General features: G+C 72.8%; 18 protein-coding genes. 7 read left to right on the top strand and 11 right to left on the bottom strand.

Annotation, left to right across the window (positions count from 1 at the left end):
- Positions 1-171: 171 nt before the first annotated feature.
- Together ABT008_RS12765 and ABT008_RS12760 are read left to right on the top strand one after the other, a co-directional pair.
- Positions 172-2073: an ABC transporter ATP-binding protein gene (locus ABT008_RS12765; protein ID WP_502890420.1), complete on the top strand. Its 1902-nt coding sequence runs from the start codon at positions 172-174 to the stop codon at positions 2071-2073.
- A 110-nt stretch (positions 2074-2183) separates the two neighbouring features.
- Positions 2184-3281, top strand: a complete 1098-nt coding sequence (locus ABT008_RS12760) for an L-dopachrome tautomerase-related protein (RefSeq protein WP_350696088.1) — start codon at positions 2184-2186, stop codon at positions 3279-3281.
- A 12-nt stretch (positions 3282-3293) separates the two neighbouring features.
- Here ABT008_RS12760 and ABT008_RS12755 read toward each other — a convergent pair whose 3' ends face one another.
- The 3 genes from ABT008_RS12755 to ABT008_RS12745 are packed head-to-tail and all read right to left on the bottom strand — an operon-like array spanning position 3294 to position 5727.
- Positions 3294-3905 (bottom strand): copper resistance CopC family protein, encoded by a 612-nt coding sequence (locus ABT008_RS12755; protein WP_350696086.1) that lies wholly within the window; start codon positions 3903-3905, stop codon positions 3294-3296.
- Between the two features lie 17 nt (positions 3906-3922).
- Positions 3923-5140, bottom strand: a complete 1218-nt coding sequence (locus ABT008_RS12750) for a Dyp-type peroxidase (RefSeq protein WP_350696084.1) — start codon at positions 5138-5140, stop codon at positions 3923-3925.
- The gene (locus ABT008_RS12745; RefSeq protein WP_350696083.1) at positions 5137-5727 is read right to left on the bottom strand and encodes a copper chaperone PCu(A)C; all 591 of its coding nucleotides are present in this window, start codon (positions 5725-5727) and stop codon (positions 5137-5139) included. The genes ABT008_RS12750 and ABT008_RS12745 overlap by 4 nt, the downstream gene beginning before the upstream one ends.
- Positions 5728-5919: 192 nt before the next feature.
- Here ABT008_RS12745 and ABT008_RS12740 point away from each other — a divergent pair, with 192 nt between their 5' ends.
- From ABT008_RS12740 to ABT008_RS12725, 4 genes are read left to right on the top strand one after another with little or no spacing between them, the layout of a single operon-like run.
- On the top strand, positions 5920-6345 hold the full coding sequence (locus tag ABT008_RS12740; protein ID WP_350696081.1) for a TOBE domain-containing protein: 426 nt from the start codon (positions 5920-5922) through the stop codon (positions 6343-6345).
- Positions 6342-7115, top strand: coding sequence for a molybdate ABC transporter substrate-binding protein (gene modA / locus ABT008_RS12735; RefSeq protein WP_502890412.1), 774 nt, complete (start codon positions 6342-6344; stop codon positions 7113-7115). Before ABT008_RS12740 ends, modA begins: the two co-directional genes overlap by 4 nt.
- 12 nt (positions 7116-7127) lie before the next feature.
- The gene (locus ABT008_RS12730) at positions 7128-7928 is read left to right on the top strand and encodes an ABC transporter permease (protein ID WP_350696079.1); all 801 of its coding nucleotides are present in this window, start codon (positions 7128-7130) and stop codon (positions 7926-7928) included.
- Positions 7925-9052: an ABC transporter ATP-binding protein gene (locus ABT008_RS12725; protein ID WP_350696078.1), complete on the top strand. Its 1128-nt coding sequence runs from the start codon at positions 7925-7927 to the stop codon at positions 9050-9052. Before ABT008_RS12730 ends, ABT008_RS12725 begins: the two co-directional genes overlap by 4 nt.
- On the opposite strand, the gene ABT008_RS12720 is transcribed toward ABT008_RS12725, so the two are convergent.
- The 4 genes from ABT008_RS12720 to ABT008_RS12705 form a co-directional block, all read right to left on the bottom strand.
- Complete coding sequence (locus tag ABT008_RS12720; RefSeq protein WP_350696076.1) at positions 9031-11268, bottom strand: heavy metal translocating P-type ATPase; 2238 nt, start codon at positions 11266-11268, stop codon at positions 9031-9033. The genes ABT008_RS12725 and ABT008_RS12720 overlap by 22 nt on opposite strands.
- Before the next feature lie 13 nt (positions 11269-11281).
- The gene (locus tag ABT008_RS12715; RefSeq protein ID WP_350696075.1) at positions 11282-11518 is read right to left on the bottom strand and encodes a preprotein translocase YidC; all 237 of its coding nucleotides are present in this window, start codon (positions 11516-11518) and stop codon (positions 11282-11284) included.
- A 61-nt stretch (positions 11519-11579) separates the two neighbouring features.
- Positions 11580-11702, bottom strand: coding sequence for a 50S ribosomal protein L36 (locus ABT008_RS12710; RefSeq protein WP_131051346.1), 123 nt, complete (start codon positions 11700-11702; stop codon positions 11580-11582).
- Positions 11703-11877: 175 nt separating this feature from the next.
- On the bottom strand, positions 11878-12564 hold the full coding sequence (locus ABT008_RS12705) for a ferredoxin reductase domain-containing protein (RefSeq protein ID WP_350696074.1): 687 nt from the start codon (positions 12562-12564) through the stop codon (positions 11878-11880).
- A gap of 163 nt (positions 12565-12727) precedes the next feature.
- On the opposite strand from ABT008_RS12705, the gene ABT008_RS12700 reads away from it, so the two are divergent.
- Positions 12728-13378 carry a TetR/AcrR family transcriptional regulator gene (locus tag ABT008_RS12700; protein WP_350696073.1) on the top strand — a complete coding sequence of 217 codons (651 nt, stop codon included), beginning with the start codon at positions 12728-12730 and terminating at the stop codon, positions 13376-13378.
- Positions 13379-13606: 228 nt separating this feature from the next.
- Here ABT008_RS12700 and ABT008_RS12695 read toward each other — a convergent pair whose 3' ends face one another.
- From ABT008_RS12695 to ABT008_RS12680, 4 genes are read right to left on the bottom strand one after another with little or no spacing between them, the layout of a single operon-like run.
- On the bottom strand, positions 13607-13948 hold the full coding sequence (locus ABT008_RS12695) for a DUF202 domain-containing protein (protein WP_350696071.1): 342 nt from the start codon (positions 13946-13948) through the stop codon (positions 13607-13609).
- Positions 13945-14370 (bottom strand): YidH family protein, encoded by a 426-nt coding sequence (locus ABT008_RS12690; RefSeq protein WP_350696070.1) that lies wholly within the window; start codon positions 14368-14370, stop codon positions 13945-13947. Before ABT008_RS12690 ends, ABT008_RS12695 begins: the two co-directional genes overlap by 4 nt.
- Entirely contained in the window at positions 14367-15089 is a 723-nt protein-coding gene (locus tag ABT008_RS12685) for a TSUP family transporter (RefSeq protein ID WP_350696068.1), read from the bottom strand. Before ABT008_RS12685 ends, ABT008_RS12690 begins: the two co-directional genes overlap by 4 nt.
- A gap of 3 nt (positions 15090-15092) precedes the next feature.
- On the bottom strand, positions 15093-15962 hold the full coding sequence (locus tag ABT008_RS12680) for a hypothetical protein (RefSeq protein WP_350696066.1): 870 nt from the start codon (positions 15960-15962) through the stop codon (positions 15093-15095).
- Between the last annotated feature and the right edge of the window lie 101 nt (positions 15963-16063).

The raw sequence follows: 16063 nt of genomic DNA, 5'->3' as shown, positions 1-16063 counted from the left end.
GTCCGAACGCCTTCAGCGACGAAGCCGGTGGCCATCGTCCGGTGTGCCTGACACCGGGCGCCGCGCCGTTCAGCCGCCCCAGGAGGTACGCCCATGGCCGTCACCCCGACCCGACGTCGTGTCCGCGCCCCACGCTCAGAGCCGGTGACCACCGAGTCGGTGCTGCCCGAGATGCGGACGACATGGTGGGAGACCGGGATGCGGGCCCGCACGGAGGCCGGCCTGTTCGCCGTCTTCGCCGAACTCCCCAAGCTGGTCTGGGCGGCGCTGCGGATCAGTTGGCGGGCCGACCGGGCGCGTACCTCGGTGGTGGCCGTGGCGACGGTCGGCGCGGGGGTGATGTCAGCGTTCGGGCTGCTGGCGACGCAGCGGGTGCTGGTGGAGCTGTTCGCCGGTGGGCCGACCGGGGACAAGGTGGTGGCCGCGCTGCCGGCGCTCGCGGTGCTGGCGGCGGCGACCGCCGTGCGGTCCGGCATGGCGATCGCCACCGGGTACGCGTTGAACGGCCTGACGCCCCGGGTCAGCCGGGAGGTGGAGCGGGGCCTGTTCGAGGTGACCACGGCGGTGCGGTTGGAGGCGTTCGACGCCGACGCGTTCGCCGACGACATGGAACGCGCGTCCCGGGGCACCGAGTCGGCGGTCGACCTGGTGCCGGCCTCGATGAACCTGCTCGCCGGGCTGGTCGGGGTGGCGGCGGTGGCGGTGGCCGTGGTGGTGATCCACCCGTTGCTGCTGCTGGCGTTGCTGGTCGCCACGGTGCCGAACACCTGGGCGTCGCTGCGCGCTGGCCACCTGCACTACCGGACCTACATCGCCGGGTCGGTGCGGCGACGGCGGATGTGGTTGTTGCACCGACTGATGGCCGAGCGGGACTCGGCACCGGAACTGCGTTCGTACGGGCTGCGCCGGTTCCTGCTCGACCAGCACGACCGGGTGATGGCGGTGGAGACCGACATCCAGCTCGCGTTGGCCCGTCGGGTCACCACGACCACCACGGTGGGGTCGGTGATCGGCGGTGTCGCCACCGGCCTGGTCTACGTCCTGCTCGGCCTGTTGCTCATCGACGGGCAGATCCCGCTCGCCGCCGCCGCGACCTGCGTCATCGCGGTGCAGGCGGCCCAGCGTTCGCTCTCGATGATCACCTACCAGATCGACCAGGTATACACCGAGGGCCAGCACTTCCGCGACTACACCGGCTTCATGACCCGGGCGGCCGGGTACCTGCCGGAGGCGGTGGCCGCCGTGCCGCCGGAGCGGTTGCGGGAGTTGACCGTCGACGGGGTGAGCCTGCGTTACCCCGACCGGGACGACCTGGCCGTCGATCGGGTGACGCTGAGGGTCCAGGCGGGGCAGACCGTGGCGTTCGTCGGGGAGAACGGTTCCGGCAAGAGCACGCTCGCCGCGCTGATCGCCTCCCTGCGTACCCCCACCGAGGGGGCGATCCGGTGGAACGGGCGGGCCCTGACCGAGTGGGACCGCGACGGCCTGCGGGATCGCATCGCGGTGGTCACGCAGGAGTACCACAAGTGGCCGTTCACCGCCGCCACGAACATCGCCATCGGCGACATCGAGGGCGAGGTGCGGCAGGACCGGATCGAGGCGGCGGCGGCCCGCGCGGTCGCCGACGAGATGATCCGCGAGTTGCCGTACGGGTACGAGACGCTGCTCGACCGGACCTTCGCCAACGGGCAGGATCTCTCCGGCGGCCAGTGGCAGCGGATCACCGCCGCCCGTGGGTTTCTCCGCGACGCGGAACTGCTGGTGATGGACGAGCCCTCCTCGGCGCTCGACCCGAGGGCGGAGGACGCGTTGTTCCAGGCGATCCGTGACCGGCAGGGGCGGGCGACCACGATCCTCATCACGCACCGGCTGGCCAACGTCCGGCATGCCGACCGGATCTTCGTGCTGCATCACGGTCGCCTGGTCGAGGCCGGTACCCACGACGAACTGATGGTCGCCGCCGGCCGCTACGCCGACCTGTTCACCCTCCAGGCGGCCGGGTACGCCCCGGTCGACCGGGTGCCCGGTCCGCGCCCGTACTCCGCGCCTGCCTCGGACAGCACCGACGCCTGACCCGGGTGGTCTGCCGGGGCGATCGGCGGGCCGGGACAGAGCGCACGACCTCGTGTTTGTCGCCTCCGGCGGCGGGAACGGGACCTGGCACAGACAGTCAGGAGCGGCGCATGAGCGAACCGGTGTCGGACGAGCCCGTCGGCGAGCTGGAACTGGTCCATGCGTTCACCGGGCCGATGCCGACCGGGGTGAGCGTGTCGCACACCGGCCGGATCTTCGTCAACTTTCCCCGCTGGGGCGACGAGGTCCCCGCCACGGTGGTCGAGTTGCGCGACGGTGCCGAGGTGCCGTACCCGGACCCGGAATGGAACCAGCCGGGCGACGACGACGCGGGGGCGTTCGTCTCGGTGCAGAGCATCGTGGTCGATCCGGCCGACCGGCTCTGGGTGCTCGACACCGGCAGCCCGAGGTTCCAGCCGACCCGGCCCGGCGGCCCCAAACTGGTCCGCGTCGACCTGGCCACCGACACGGTCGCCCAGGTGATCACCTTTCCGCCGGACGTGGCGCTGCCCACCACCTACCTCAACGACGTACGGTTCGACCTGCGTCTCGGTGCCGCCGGGATCGCGTACGTCACCGACTCGGCGGTCGTCGGGGCGAACGGGATCATCGTGGTGGACCTCGACACGGGCGTCTCGTGGCGGCGACTGCACGAGCACCCGTCCACCAAGCCGGAGCCGCTGTCCCGCTTCCGGCCGGTGGTGGAGGGCCGGCCGTTCCTGGAGCGGCCGGCGGACGGGCCGCCGAAACCGGTCACCGTCGGCTCGGACGGCATCGCCATCTCCGCCGACGGAACCCGGCTCTACTACTGTGCCCTCGCCTCACGTCAGTGGTACAGCGTGGCCACCGACGCCCTCGTGGACGTCTCGCGCGGCGAGGACGAGGTGGCCGCCACGGTGCGGCACGAGGGCGACAAGGGCACCGGGTCGGACGGCCTGGAGAGCGACGACGCCGGCCGGATCTACCTGACCTCGTACGAGCACAACGCGGTGCTCCGCCGCCGCAGGGACGGCGACTACGAGACGGTGGTGCACGATCCCCGCCTGCTCTGGCCGGACACCATGTCGGTGGCCGTCGACGGGCACCTCTATGTGACCGCGAACCAACTCCACCGGCAGGCCACCTACCAGCGCGGCGAGGACCTGCGCCGCAAGCCGTACGCGCTGTTCCGGACCCGGATCGACGCCGGGCCGGTGCTGTTGCGCTGAGCCGGGACCGAACTACCCTGCGGTGCGGCGACGGCGCAGCAGGAACACCGCCGCACCGATGGCCAGGATGACCAGCACCCCAGCGCCGACCAGCAACCCGACCGGGGCCGAGTCGTCGTCGGTGCCGCTCGCGGCGGGGCTGGCGGAGACGGTCGGTGCGGCCGACGGCGTCGTCTCGGTCGGCTCCGGGCTGGGCGTGGGGCTCGGGGTCGGGGTCGGCTCGGCGGTGGCGGTCGGGTCGGCCACGGTGAACTCGTACGACCCCTGCACCGGGTGCCCGTCGGCGGAGACGATCCGGTACGCCACCGTGTAGACGCCGTTGACCAGCGGCTCGTCGATGGTGATCGTGCCCTTGGTGCCGTCCACCTCCGGCTCGCTGGTGGCCACCTTCTCCTTGTCCGCGTCGCTGAGCGTGATCGTGGTGTAGTCCGGGTTCAGTCGCTGGAGGAACTGGAGGGTGACCTTGGTCGGCGCCTTGGTGACCTCGGCGTCCTGCGCCGGGGTGGCCTTGGTCAGCACGTTGTGCGCGTACGCGGGGGAGGCGGGAGTGGCGAGCAGCGTCGTGGCGGCCAGCAGCGAGGCGGCCAGTGCGGCGGTGACCCGGTGGCGGAGGCGGGTGGACATGCGGGTGATTCTCCTCGTCAGTCGAGCAGTTGCCGGCCGATCCAGCCGCCCTCCGGGCACCCCGGCGGGACGGCGAAGACGGCGGAACCGATCGGGGTGACCCACTCGTTGAGCAGGTCCCGCTCGGCGAGCCGCCGCTGGATGGGCAGGAACTGGCGGTCGATGTCGGCCTGGTAGGAGGCGAAGATCAGTCCGCTGTCGGCGGTGCCGTCGGCGGCCGGTGTTCCATCGTAGTTGTAGGGACGGCGGAGGATCCGGAACCGGTCGTCGGTGACGTGGGCCCGGGTGACGTGGGAGAAGTCCGGCATCACGGTCAGCCCGTCCGGGCCGAGGGCGGCGAAGTCCGGCTCGTCGTGCTCGTCCGCCCCGGTCAGCGGCGCGCCGTCGCCCAGTCGCCGGCCGACGGCCAGTTCCCGGTCGACGCGCCCGAGCAGGTCCCAGGTCTCCAGGTCCATGCTGATCCGCCGCACCACAAGCGTGGTGCCGTGCCGCAGCCAGTCCGGGCCGTCGGGCACCCAGACCGCAGTCTCCACCGGGGCGCCCGGCTTCGGGTTGGCGGTGCCGTCGAGCTGGCCGAACAGGTTGCGTTGGGTGCGGCCCGGCTCGGCACCGGCGGCCCGCCGGAAACCCTGCTGGACCCAGCGGACGGTGGCGAACGGACGGCTGTCCTTGACCAGCACCCGCTGGGCGTGCGCGACCGTGATCGGGTCGTCGGCGCACACCTGCACCAGCAGGTCCCCGCCGGACCAGCGGGGTTGCAGCCGGTCGATCCGGAACGCGGGCAGGTCGGCGACCGAGGGCGGGCGGCGGTCGTCGAGGCCGGCGGCGGTGAACAGACCCGGGCCGAAGCCGAAGGTGACGGTGAGCCGGGCGGGCAGCAGACCCAGTTCGGGCTCGGTGTCGGCCAACGCCGGACGGCCCTGGGTGAGCCGGGCGGCGTCGTCGGAGAGCAGTCGCAGCATCCGGCCGAGGGCGGCCCGGTCGGTGCCGGGGCGCAGGGTGAAGGCGACGAATGCCGCGTGCGACTGGGGTTCGGTGGTGATCCCGGACTGGTGTACGCCGTGGAACGGCTCGACCGCCGCGCCGACGGTGACCGCCACCGGCTCGGGGCGTACCGCCGGTGGGTCGTCCCGGCCGACGGCGACCGCGGCGGCACCGGCCAGCGTGCCGCCGGCGGCCAGGGCGCCGCCGGTGAGCAGTCCGCGCCGGCTCACCGGCCGACGGGTCGGGGTCACGACGCCGGGCTGGGGGAGGTGTGCGGCATCGGCTCGCCGTGCCCCGGGGCGTAGCTCTCCTGCGCGCCGGTGAACGGCTTGGCCACGGCGGTGAACGTCTGGGTCCGGCCGTCGGCGAAGGTGAGCGTGATGACCAGCTCGTCACCGGCCTTGACCGGTGCGGTCAGGTTCATCAGCATCAGGTGGTCGCCGCCGGGCTCCAGCTTGTGCTCGCCACCGGCCTTGATCACCACACCGCCGGTCTTGGCCTGCATGACCATCTTGCCGTCCCGCATGGCCATCTCGTGCACCTCCATCGGGGAGACCTCGGTGCTGGCGCCGGTCAGGGTGACGTCGGTGGTGCCGTCGTTGACCAGCGTGGCGAACGCCGCGGTCATGCCGTCGTCGGCGGCCTTGACCCACGGGTCGCGTACGCCCAGCACGCCGGCGGCCTCGCTCGGCGCGGCGGCGGCCGGGGTGGCCGACGGGCCGGGGGCGGCGGTCGACGCGTCGTCGGACGAGCCGCAGCCCGCGACGACGGCGGCCAGGACGACGCCGGTGAGCAGGAGTGCCGGGCGAACGAGCCGGCGGGAGGCGGTGCTGGGCATGGGCTTCCCCTCGATGAGCGATCTCGTGAGCTTGGTCGGCTCCGACGTCTCGGAAGTTCCGGACCGCGAGGTAACCCGGATCACGGTGGGCCCCCCGACGCGGCAGGTTCGGCAGTGAACGGGCAAAAGTCATCGTGGATGCGGCCGTGATCGGGTCTTTCGAGCCGCACCTGCGGCCGTTACGATCCGTCCGTGACGATGTTCCGGATGGGTGAGGCGGCCGAGTTGCTCGGGGTCAGCGTCGACACCATGCGTCGTTGGGTGGACGCCGGTCGGCTCACCGCCGACCGTGACGAGCACGGCCACCGGGTGATCGACGGCGTCGAGCTGGCCGCGTTCGTCCGCGCCCAGGCCGCCGAACCCGGCGGGCGGGCTGACGAGTCCTCGGCACGCAACCGGCTGCGCGGCATCGTCACCGCCGTGGCCAAGGACGCGGTGATGGCCCAGGTCGACATCCAGGCCGGGCCGTTCCGGCTGGTCTCGCTGATGAGCCGGGAAGCGGTCGACCACCTCGGCCTGGAGGTCGGGTCGGTAGCGGAAGCAGTGATCAAGTCGACCACCGTCGTGGTGGAGAAGCCCGCCGTGGCGGCCGGCAGCAGAGGGAGGGCCCACTCGTGAGAGCAGTACGCCTGCTGGCCGCCGTCACCGCACTCGCGTTGCTCGGCGGATGCGCCGAGGACGCCGTCGACCCGCCGACCGGCGGCACCGGGATCGGCGGTGAGCTGACCGTCTTCGCCGCCGCGTCACTGACCGAGTCGTTCACCCGGATCGGGCGGGACTTCGAAGCGGCCCACCAGGGCGTGAAGGTGACGTTCAGCTTCGCCGGCAGCTCCGCGCTGGCCACCCAGATCAACCAGGGCGCACCCGCCGACGTGTTCGCCTCCGCCGCCCCCGCCCCGATGGCCACCGTCACCGAGGCGGGCAACGGCGACGGCGAGCCGGTCACCTTCGTGCGCAACCAGCTCGTCATCGCCGTACCCGAGGGCAACCCCGACCGGGTGACCGGGCTGAGTGACCTGACCAGACCCGGCGCGAAGGTGGCCCTCTGTGCCGAGCAGGTGCCCTGCGGGGCGGCGGCGCGGACGGTGCTGGACGCGGCGGGCGTGGCGCTCACCCCGGTCACCCTGGAGCAGGACGTGAAGGCCGCGTTGTCCAAGGTGCGGCTGGGCGAGGTGGACGCCGCGCTGGTCTATCGGACCGACGCGCGGGCCGCCGACGCGGACGTCGACGGCGTCGAGTTCCCCGAGTCGGCCGGGGCGATCAACGACTACCCGATCCTGGTGCTCAAGGAGGCCCGCAACGCGACGACCGCGCGGGCCTTCGTGGAGTACGTCCGCTCCGACACCGGGCAGGCCGTGCTCACCGAGGCCGGATTCCAGGCGCCGTAGTCGGTGACCAGCGTGCCCACCCGTACCCGGCGCACCGGGCGGATTCCGATCGCCCTGCTGGTGCCCGCGACGCTCGGGATGGTCTTCCTGGTGCTGCCGCTGGTCGGGCTGCTGGCCCGGACACCGTGGAGCACGCTGCCGCAGCGACTCACCGAACCGGGCGTGCTGACCGCGTTGCGGCTGTCGGTGCAGACCGCCTCGCTGGCCACCCTGCTCTGTCTGGTCCTCGGCATCCCGCTGGCCTGGCTGCTGGCCCGCGTGTCGTTCCCCGGCCGCCGGGTGGTGCGCGCCCTGATCACCGTGCCGCTGGTGCTGCCTCCGGTGGTCGGGGGCGTGGCGCTGTTGCTGGTCTTCGGTCGGCGCGGGCTGGTCGGCTCCTGGCTGGACAGCACGTTCGGCATCACGCTGCCGTTCACCACCACGGCGGTGGTGCTCGCCGAGGCGTTCGTGGCCATGCCCTTCCTGATCATCGCGGTGGAGGGGGCGTTACGGGGCGCGGACACCCGGTACGAGGAGGCCGCCGCCACGCTCGGTGCCGGCCGGTGGACCACCTTCACTCACGTCACGTTGCCGCTCGTGGCACCCGGCATCGCGGCCGGGGCGGTGCTCTGCTGGGCCCGTGCGCTGGGCGAGTTCGGTGCCACCATCACCTTCGCCGGCAATTATCCCGGCCGGACGCAGACCATGCCGTTGGCCGTCTATCTGGCGCTGGAGACCGACCTGGAGGCCGCGATCGTGCTCAGCCTCATCCTGCTCACCGTCTCCGTCGTGATCCTGGCCTGCCTGCGCGACCGGTGGATCAGCTCGCCATGACCGCCCCGCCACCGCCACCGCCACCAGCCGCCGGGTCGCCACCGCGACCAGCCGCCGGGTCGCCACTGCTCGACGCCCACCTGACGGTGGCGCGCGGCGACTTCCGGCTGGACCTGCCGCTGACCATCGGCCCCGGCGAGGTGGTCGCGTTGCTCGGGCCCAACGGGGCCGGCAAGACCACCGCGTTGCGTACGCTCGCCGGGCTGCTCCCGCTCTCGGCCGGACACCTCACCCTGGACGGCCGCGACCTCGACGACCCGGAGCGGCGGATCTGGACCCCACCCGAGCGCCGGTCCGTCGGCGTGGTCTTCCAGGACTACCTGCTCTTTCCGCACCTCACCGCGTTGGACAACGTCGCGTTCGGCCCGCGCCGACAGGGCCTTAACCGTCGGCAGGCACGCAGCCTGGCCGCCGGCTGGCTGGCCCGGATGGGGTTGACCGCACACGCCGGGCACAAGCCCCGGCAGCTCTCCGGCGGGCAGGCCCAGCGGGTCGCCCTTGCCCGGGCGCTGGCGGTGGAACCGGCGTTGCTGCTGCTCGACGAGCCGCTGGCCGCGCTCGACGCCGGGACCCGGCTCGACACTCGCGCCCAGTTGCAGCGGCACCTCGCCGCGCACACCGGAGCCACCCTGCTGGTGACGCACGACCCGCTCGACGCGTTGGTGCTCGCCGACCGGCTGGTCATCGTCGAGCACGGTGAGGTCGTGCAGGAGGGCAGCGCCGCCACCATCACCGCCCAACCGCGCACCGACTACGTGGCCCGTCTGGTCGGGCTCAACCTGTACCGGGGGCAGGCCAGCGGGCATCAGGTCCGGCTCGCCGACGGCTTCCGGCTGACCGCCGGTGACCCACAGGACGGCGACGTGTTCGTGGCGTTCCCACCGTCTGCGGTGGCGCTGCATCCACGGCAGCCCGACGGCAGTCCGCGCAACACCTGGCCGGCCACCATCACCGGTGTGCAGCGGCACGGCGACAACCTGCGTATCCAGCTCACCGGCCCGATCGAGGTGGCCGCCGACGTCACGCCGGCCGCCGCCGCGCAGCTCGCGCTCACCCCGGGCCAACCGGTCTGGGCGGCGGTCAAGGCCGCCGAGACCCGTGCCTACCCGGCCGCACCGCTCTGATCCTGCGGCCGGAGCCGCGCACCCGTCTGGTCCTGCGGCCGGAGTCGGACCCGGCGCAGCAGTTGGGCGTTGAGCGCGACCACGATGGTGGAGGCGGACATCAGCACCGCCGCGACCGCCGGGCTCAGCGCCACTCCGGCCCAGGCCAGCACCCCGGCGGCGAGCGGCAGCGCGACCACGTTGTAGCCGGCGGCCCAGACCAGGTTCTGGATCATCTTCCGGTACGCGGCGCGGGACAGCCGGATCACCCCGGTCACGCCGCGCGGGTCGGACGAGGCGAGCACCACCCCGGCCGACTCAATGGCCACGTCGGTGCCCGCGCCGATCGCGATGCCCACGGTCGCGCGGGCCAGGGCCGGGGCGTCGTTCACCCCGTCACCGACCATCGCCACCCGCAGTCCGCGTCGGTGCAGGTCCGCCACCGTGTCGTCCTTGTCGGCCGGCAGCACCTCGGCGAATACCTCGTCCTCGCCGGGGCGGAACCCGAGGTCGGCGGCGACCGCCTCAGCCACCGGGCAGGCGTCACCCGTGATCATCACGATCTTGCGGATGCCCTGTGCACGCAGGTCGGCGACGGCCTGCCGGGCCTCGGGGCGTACCTCGTCCTCCAGGGCCAGCGCACCCAGCACCCGTGCCCCGTCGCCCTGCACCCGCAGCAGGTGCAGCACCGCCGCGCCGCGATCGGACCAGTCCCGCTGCCGTCGGGCGAGGTCGTCGGGCACGGTGACCCCGAACTCGCGTAGCAGCGCCGGCCCACCGACCGCGTACGTGACCCCGTCCACCTCGGCGCGGACGCCCCGGCCGGTCAGCGACCGGAATCCGGTCGCCGTCCGCCGGTCCGCCTGCCGGTCGGCAGCGACCACGATGGCTCGGGCCAGGGGATGCTCGCTGTCCGCCTCCACCGCCGCCGCGATGGCGAGTACGTCCCGCTCACCGTCACCGGTCCCGTCCGACCGGTCGCCTCCGGTGTCGTCCGGGCGGCGGCTTCCGGCGTGGCCCGCTGCCGGGCGGTGTTCGTGCGTGGCGGCGACGTCGGTGACCACGTGTTCGCCACGGGTCAGCGTGCCGGTCTTGTCGAACAGCACGGTGTCCACCGTGCGCATCCGCTCCAGCGCCAGCCGGTCCTTGACCAGGATGCCGCCCTTCGCGGCGACCGCCGTGGAGAGTGCGATCACCAGCGGGATGGCCAGGCCGAGCGCGTGCGGGCAGGCGATGACCAGCACCGTCACCGTACGGACGACCGCCTGGTCGAGGTTGCCGAGCACCGTCCACACCAGCAGGGTGACCAGGGCGGTCGCGGTGGCGATGTAGAACAACCACGCGGCGAACCGGTCCGCGAGCACCTGCGCCCGTCCGCTGGACTGCTGTGCCTGCGCCACCAGCCGTTGGATGCCGGCCAGCGCGGTGTCGTCACCGACCGCGTCGACCCGTACCCGTAGTGCCGCGTCGGTGGCGACCGTGCCGGCCACCACCCGGTCGCCGAGCGAGCGGGACACCGGCCGCGACTCCCCGGTGATCATGGATTCGTCCAGCTCGGCCGCGCCGTCGACGATCTGCCCGTCCGCCGGCACCCGGCCGCCCGGCCGGACCAGGACCAGGTCGCCGACGCGCAGGTCGGCCACGGTGACCGCCTGCGGTCGGCCGTCCGGGTCGAGGCGTTCCGCGTCGTCGGGCAGCAACGCGGCCAGCGCCGACAGGGCACCTCGGGCCTGGCCGATCGCCTTCATCTCCTGCCAGTGTCCGAGCAGCATGATGGTGACCAGCGCGGCCAGTTCCCACCAGAAGTCCAGGTCGAACGCGCCGAACGCGGTGGCCAGCGACGCCACGTACGCGACCGTGATCGCCATCGCGATCAGCAGCATCATCCCGGGGGCGCGGTCCCGGAGCTCGCGTACCGCGCCCTGGAGGAAGGGCCAGCCGCCGTAGCCGAAGACCACCGTGCCGAGGATCGGGCCCACCAGGTCGACGCCGGGGAAGTCCACCCGGTAGCCGAACCAGTCCACCACCATCGGGCTGGTGAGCACGACGGGCACGGTCAGCGCCAGGCTCAGCCAGAACTTGCGGCGGAACGCCTCCGGATCGTGCCCGGCGTGCTTGTCGTGCTTGCTGTGCCCGGCGTGCTTGTCGTGGCCGGCGTGCCCGGCGTGCTTGTCGTGGCCGGCGTGCCTGTCGTGTGCGGCGTGCCCGGTGTCGTGGTGACGGCCGTGCTGAGGCATCCGCCGGCTCGCGTCAGTGGGAGGCGTCGGGGTGGCCGGGCATGCTGGAGCCGCCGCCACTGCTGCCCGAGGAGCCGCCGGTCATCCCCGACCCGTTGTCCTCGGTCACCAGGTCCGGCCGTACGTCGGTGTCGTCCGGCGCGGGCACGTCGGTGTCCGCCTCGACCTGGACGAGCGGTACCTGACCAGCCGCGTCCTCGGCGTGCTCCGGATCGACCGGCTGCTCGCCGTCGCGCGCTCTGTAGCTCACGGTCGCCTCCTGTCGTACGGTGTCTGCACCGCCATGTCGCGTTCCGGGGTGGCGGGGAATGTCAGCCCTGTCGGGCCTTCTGGCGCGGGTCCTTCTTGTTGACCACGACGACCTTGCCCCGACGGCGGACCACGATCGAGTTCATCTTCCGCGTCAACGACCGCAACGAACTCCTGACCTTCATCGTCCCTCCCGTCCCAGCGGGTGACCACACGCGGTGTCACGTGCCGTGCGACTCGTCTACCCGTACCGGCGGACGCCACACGCGGCCCGCGGGCCGGGCGGGCGCGACCCGCCGCAAGTCGGTGCGGCCCGGCCTCGGTGGACAGCGCCGCGCAATCCTCGGCCACGGTGATCGGTCACAGGCCCTCTCTGCCGGTTGCCCAGTACGGCTTGGTGACGATGGCTCGCCGGGGGAGCACCTGGTGCTGGAGGAGGTGTCTGCGTTGGCGCTGCAGGGACTGCGCATGTCCGAGCAACAGGGCGCCGTCGATGCCGTCGAGGGTGCCGGCGTCGGTCGTCGCGTCCAGCCAGTGCTGTAGCGCGTCGCCCGGCAGTGGGGTGGCGGGGATGAAGTGGTGGCGGGGCCATCGCTGTGCGAGTGCCGCGACGGCAGCCGGCGGGACTTCGACGGCCACGAGGTGACCGGTGCGGTCGTGGGTGAGGGCGTCGATCGTGCCGAGGGCGGAGCTGTCCCCGAGATAGAGCCGCCGGGTCCCGGGCAGCCGTAAGGGGATGTGCCGGCCCGCCAGGATGGTGGTCTCGGCTCCTGCGCGCAGTTGCTTCGCCCAGGTCGTGCCCGGTCCGGTCGCGCGGGTGGCGATGAGCAGACCGATGCGGTCGGCGTGGCCGGGGTCGACGGTGCGGACGTTGTATCGGCGGCTGCGGGTGGGAGTGACGCGGAACTGGAGTTCCTGGGTGGGGTGCCAGCCGCCCTGTGGTGGGTCTGCGCGCAGGCTCACGTCGAGGAAGCCGGGAAAGGGCTCGATGACGTCTTCGACGCGGCCGGTGCGTCCGAGCAGGGCTTCGGCGATGGTTCCCAACACGGCTGGTGCTTTGGGCATGGATCTCTCACGTTCTCTCCGTCGGGTGGTGGCGTCATGGCCGACCCGAAACCAAACTAAACGGTTCAGTATGGTTAGACAAGACTGAACGGTATAGTTCAGAGTTCAGGCGGGTGGGGCACGACGATCACGAGGAGCGCGGTCCGTGGGCGCAGGTCAGATGGAGAAGCCGATGCGGGAGAGGTCGGCGGCGAAGCGGAAGGCGGTCCTCGCGGCGGCGCGGGAGCTGTTCGTCCGGCAGGGCGTCGACCGGGTGAGCATGGACGCCGTCGCGGCCGAGGCGAAGGTCTCCAAGGCCACCGTCTACGACTACTTCGGCGACAAGCGTCACCTCTTCCTGGCCATCCTCGCGGACGCCTCCGAGTCGCTGCTGGCCTCCGCGCAGCGCGCCTTTGACGAGCACCTCTCCGCCGAGGTGCCGATCACCACGGTCGCCCGACTCGAACAGGCCATGACCGCACTGCTCGTCGACTTCGGCACGACGATGGTCGGCTCCGCCGACTACGCCGCCGCCTTCGCCCTCGCCGCCCAGGAGCGCCTGCGTACCCCCAGCGCCAGCGACGACGTGTCCACCGACGTGGCCGAGGAGCTGATGGCGGAGTACGTCGCCGGCTTCGCCGAGGCCGGTCTGCTGGAGACCGACGACCCGCGTCTGGCCACCGAGCACCTCTTCGCGCTGACCGTCCTGTTGGCCTACAACCAGCAGCCCGACCCGGCCCGCGTCGATCCCGACCGGGTCAGAAAGACCATGATCGACGGCGTACGCGCCTTCATCCGCGCCTACGGCGCGCGTTGATCTCCGTCCGCCCTGCTCGACTCACGTAACGCGCGCGCTGCCCGGCTCACGCGGCGCGCGCCCTGCCCGGCTCACGCGGCGCGCGCCCTGCCCGGCTCACGCGGCGCGGCGCTCGTCGACCGGGCGGCGGCGTAGGGCGGGTTCGGTCAGCGCGGGCGTCCGTCGCGTGCGCGGGACGGCGAGGTCTCCCGTGGACACGACTCGTGTGACGACGGTCGACGTGTTCGGTCATGCCAGGAGCACGGCGATCGCCCCGCCCAGCCCCGCGAGGGCGGTCATCGCGGCTACCAGCGCGAGCAACACGGGCGCCGGTGCGGTCGGCGGTGCGGGCCCGGCCGGCAGAGCGGTAGGGGCTCGGCGGGGAACCCGGGCCGCGGAGGCCCGACGAGGCAGCGGTCCGATCATCACCAGCAGCGCCACCGCGGCGAACGGGGCCGCGAACGCCAATGCGGCGTGCCCCAGGTCGAACGCCAGGATCCGACCGACCACGAGCGCGGCCAACGCGTAGGCGGCGGCGGTACGACGCCACGCCAGTCTGGTCCGCTCGACGTGCAGGCCCGCTCTGCTCACCGCAGCAGACCGACGGTGAGCAGGACTCCGACGGTCAGCAGCCCGGTGGCGAGCGGCACCGCCATGCTGGTCGGCGGCGGCAGTCCCCGGCTCAGTCGCAGTGCCCGCTCGGTGCGCAGCCAGCCGAACCAGGCGTGGGCCGGGGTGAGCGTGCCGAGTGCGATCAGGAGCACGGCGGCGGCGAGCCGGTAGCCCGGGTGGATGGGCAGGTTCAGGCCCTCCAGGGCGATGCCGGCCGCGAAGAGCGCCAGTGACGTACGGATCCAGGCGAGGAAGGTGCGCTCGTTGGCCAACGTGAACCGGGGATCGGGGTCGGTGCCGACGGCGAAGAGTCGCCCGGGTCGGCGGACCGCGTCGGCGCGGGGTACGTCGTCCGGGTCGGCGGGCGCGAGGGTGGATTCGGTGCCCTGGCGTCCGGTCACAGCGAGGTCACCCCCTTGCCGACGGCGAGCAGGCTGCCGCCGAGGGCCAGCAGAAGCATCACCCGGCGTGCCTGGGCCTCACTGACCCGTCGGGTGAGGAACTGCCCGCCGAGCAACCCGGCCGCCATCGCCACCCCACAGATGGCGATGAAGGGCAGGGAGACCGCCGGCGGTCCCTTCGCGGCCACCGAGAGCCCGTTGCTCACCAGTCCGACGAGTTGCACGCTGGGCACGAAGGCGCGCTGCGGCCAGCCGGTGCTGGCGGCGTAGACCGCCAACGGGGGGCCGCCGGTGGCGGCGGTGGTGTTGCAGAAGCCCGAGGCCAGACCGGCGACGACGGCTCCACCGCGACGGCGGAGCAGCCGCAGTTCCCGCCCGGCGACCACCCAGAGCACCGAGCCGGCGGTCAGCGTGCCCACCCCGATCAGCAGCACCGGGGTGGGCAGGGTGCGGACCACCAGCGCGCCCAGCGGCACGGCGATGACGGCACCGGCGGCGAGGGTCGCGGCGAGGCGCCGTTCCAGGTGTCGAAAGGTCCCGGCGAGCACGATCAGGCAGATCGCGATGGAGAGGACGTTGGCGAGGGTGACCCCGGTGTGCGGCCCGAGCAGGACCACCAGGAAGGGGGCCGCCACCAGCGCGAATCCCAGACCGGTGAGGCGCTGCGCCGTGGCGCCGAGCGCCACGGCGACCACCGCGAGCAGATCGCCGACCGGCACGGCTCAGCGGGTTACGGCGTCGTCGACGAGGTCGGCGAGTCGGCGCAGCCGGTCGGCGGAGACGGTGGAGAGGTCCGACTCCAGGGTGGGGCTGCCGATCACCGAGGCCCAGACGGCACGTCCGGCCAGGAAGCCGGAGGCTCCGCCCCGGCAGGCCGTCCGCACGGCCGTGCCGAAGCGCTCCGCCGGTACGCCGGACGAGAGGACGACCCAGGGGCTGTCGATGACCTCGGTGAGCCGTTGGGAGCCGGCGAGGATCTCCGCCTCGGTGCCCTTGCCGTGGGTGGGGACCTCGGCCTTGTACAGGTCGGCCCCGAGCGCGCCGAGTTCCCGGGCGGCGGCGTGGATGCCGGCCTCGTGGTCGTACTCGCCGCCGTCGCGCGGGCCCCGGCTGACCGGCTCGATGATGCTGACCAGGCCGTGCTTGCGGCACCGCTCGATGAAGTCGGTGGCGAGCGCGATCCGGCCCTCGGGGTCTTCGTCCGGACGCCAGAGCAGGAGCAGCTTGAGGGCCTTGGCGCCCTCGGCGCGGACGGTGGCCGGGACGACGGCGGGGTCGATCGCCACGTCGGCGACGAACTCGGTGGCGCTGCCGGTGAAGGCGTCCGCAGCGGCGATCAGGGCGCAGTCGGGGGCGACGGCGCCGCTGGCCACCACGGCGTCCCAGCCGAACTGCTTGTCCACCAGCAGGGCCGAGGCGTACGGGCTGAGCACCCGGGCCACGGTCACCTTGAAGTCGGTCAACTGCTGGTCGGTGACGGGAGCGGACTGGTGGGCGGCGAACATGGCCCGCAGGGCCTCACGCTGGTCGACGGCGAGCATCGCGTAACCGCCGGAGGGGCGGGCCAGGCTTGAGGTGGGGAAGTCGGTCACAGCTCATCCTCCCGGGAAGGCATAACAACGGATGGTAAAACTAACATCCGTTGTTAGAAATCAACCAGATGGGTTGGTGCTCTAGACTTCACCCATTCGCC

It is taken from the genome of Micromonospora sp. NPDC002389, assembly GCF_040296095.1.
Taxonomy (GTDB): domain Bacteria; phylum Actinomycetota; class Actinomycetes; order Mycobacteriales; family Micromonosporaceae; genus Micromonospora.
Note: the sequence above shows the minus strand (reverse complement) of the source record. Positions and strands in the feature narration are given on the sequence as shown.

Coding starts and splice junctions, on each gene's coding strand:
- ABT008_RS12760 (WP_350696088.1), top strand. CDS start 2,184: ATGAGCGAACCGGTGTCGGACGAGCCCGTCGGCGAGCTGGAACTGGTC.
- ABT008_RS12725 (WP_350696078.1), top strand. CDS start 7,925: ATGACCGCCCCGCCACCGCCACCGCCACCAGCCGCCGGGTCGCCACCG.
- ABT008_RS12765 (WP_502890420.1), top strand. CDS start 172: ATGCGGACGACATGGTGGGAGACCGGGATGCGGGCCCGCACGGAGGCC.
- ABT008_RS12720 (WP_350696076.1), bottom strand. CDS start 11,268: ATGCCTCAGCACGGCCGTCACCACGACACCGGGCACGCCGCACACGAC.
- ABT008_RS12745 (WP_350696083.1), bottom strand. CDS start 5,727: ATGCCCAGCACCGCCTCCCGCCGGCTCGTTCGCCCGGCACTCCTGCTC.
- ABT008_RS12710 (WP_131051346.1), bottom strand. CDS start 11,702: ATGAAGGTCAGGAGTTCGTTGCGGTCGTTGACGCGGAAGATGAACTCG.
- ABT008_RS12755 (WP_350696086.1), bottom strand. CDS start 3,905: ATGTCCACCCGCCTCCGCCACCGGGTCACCGCCGCACTGGCCGCCTCG.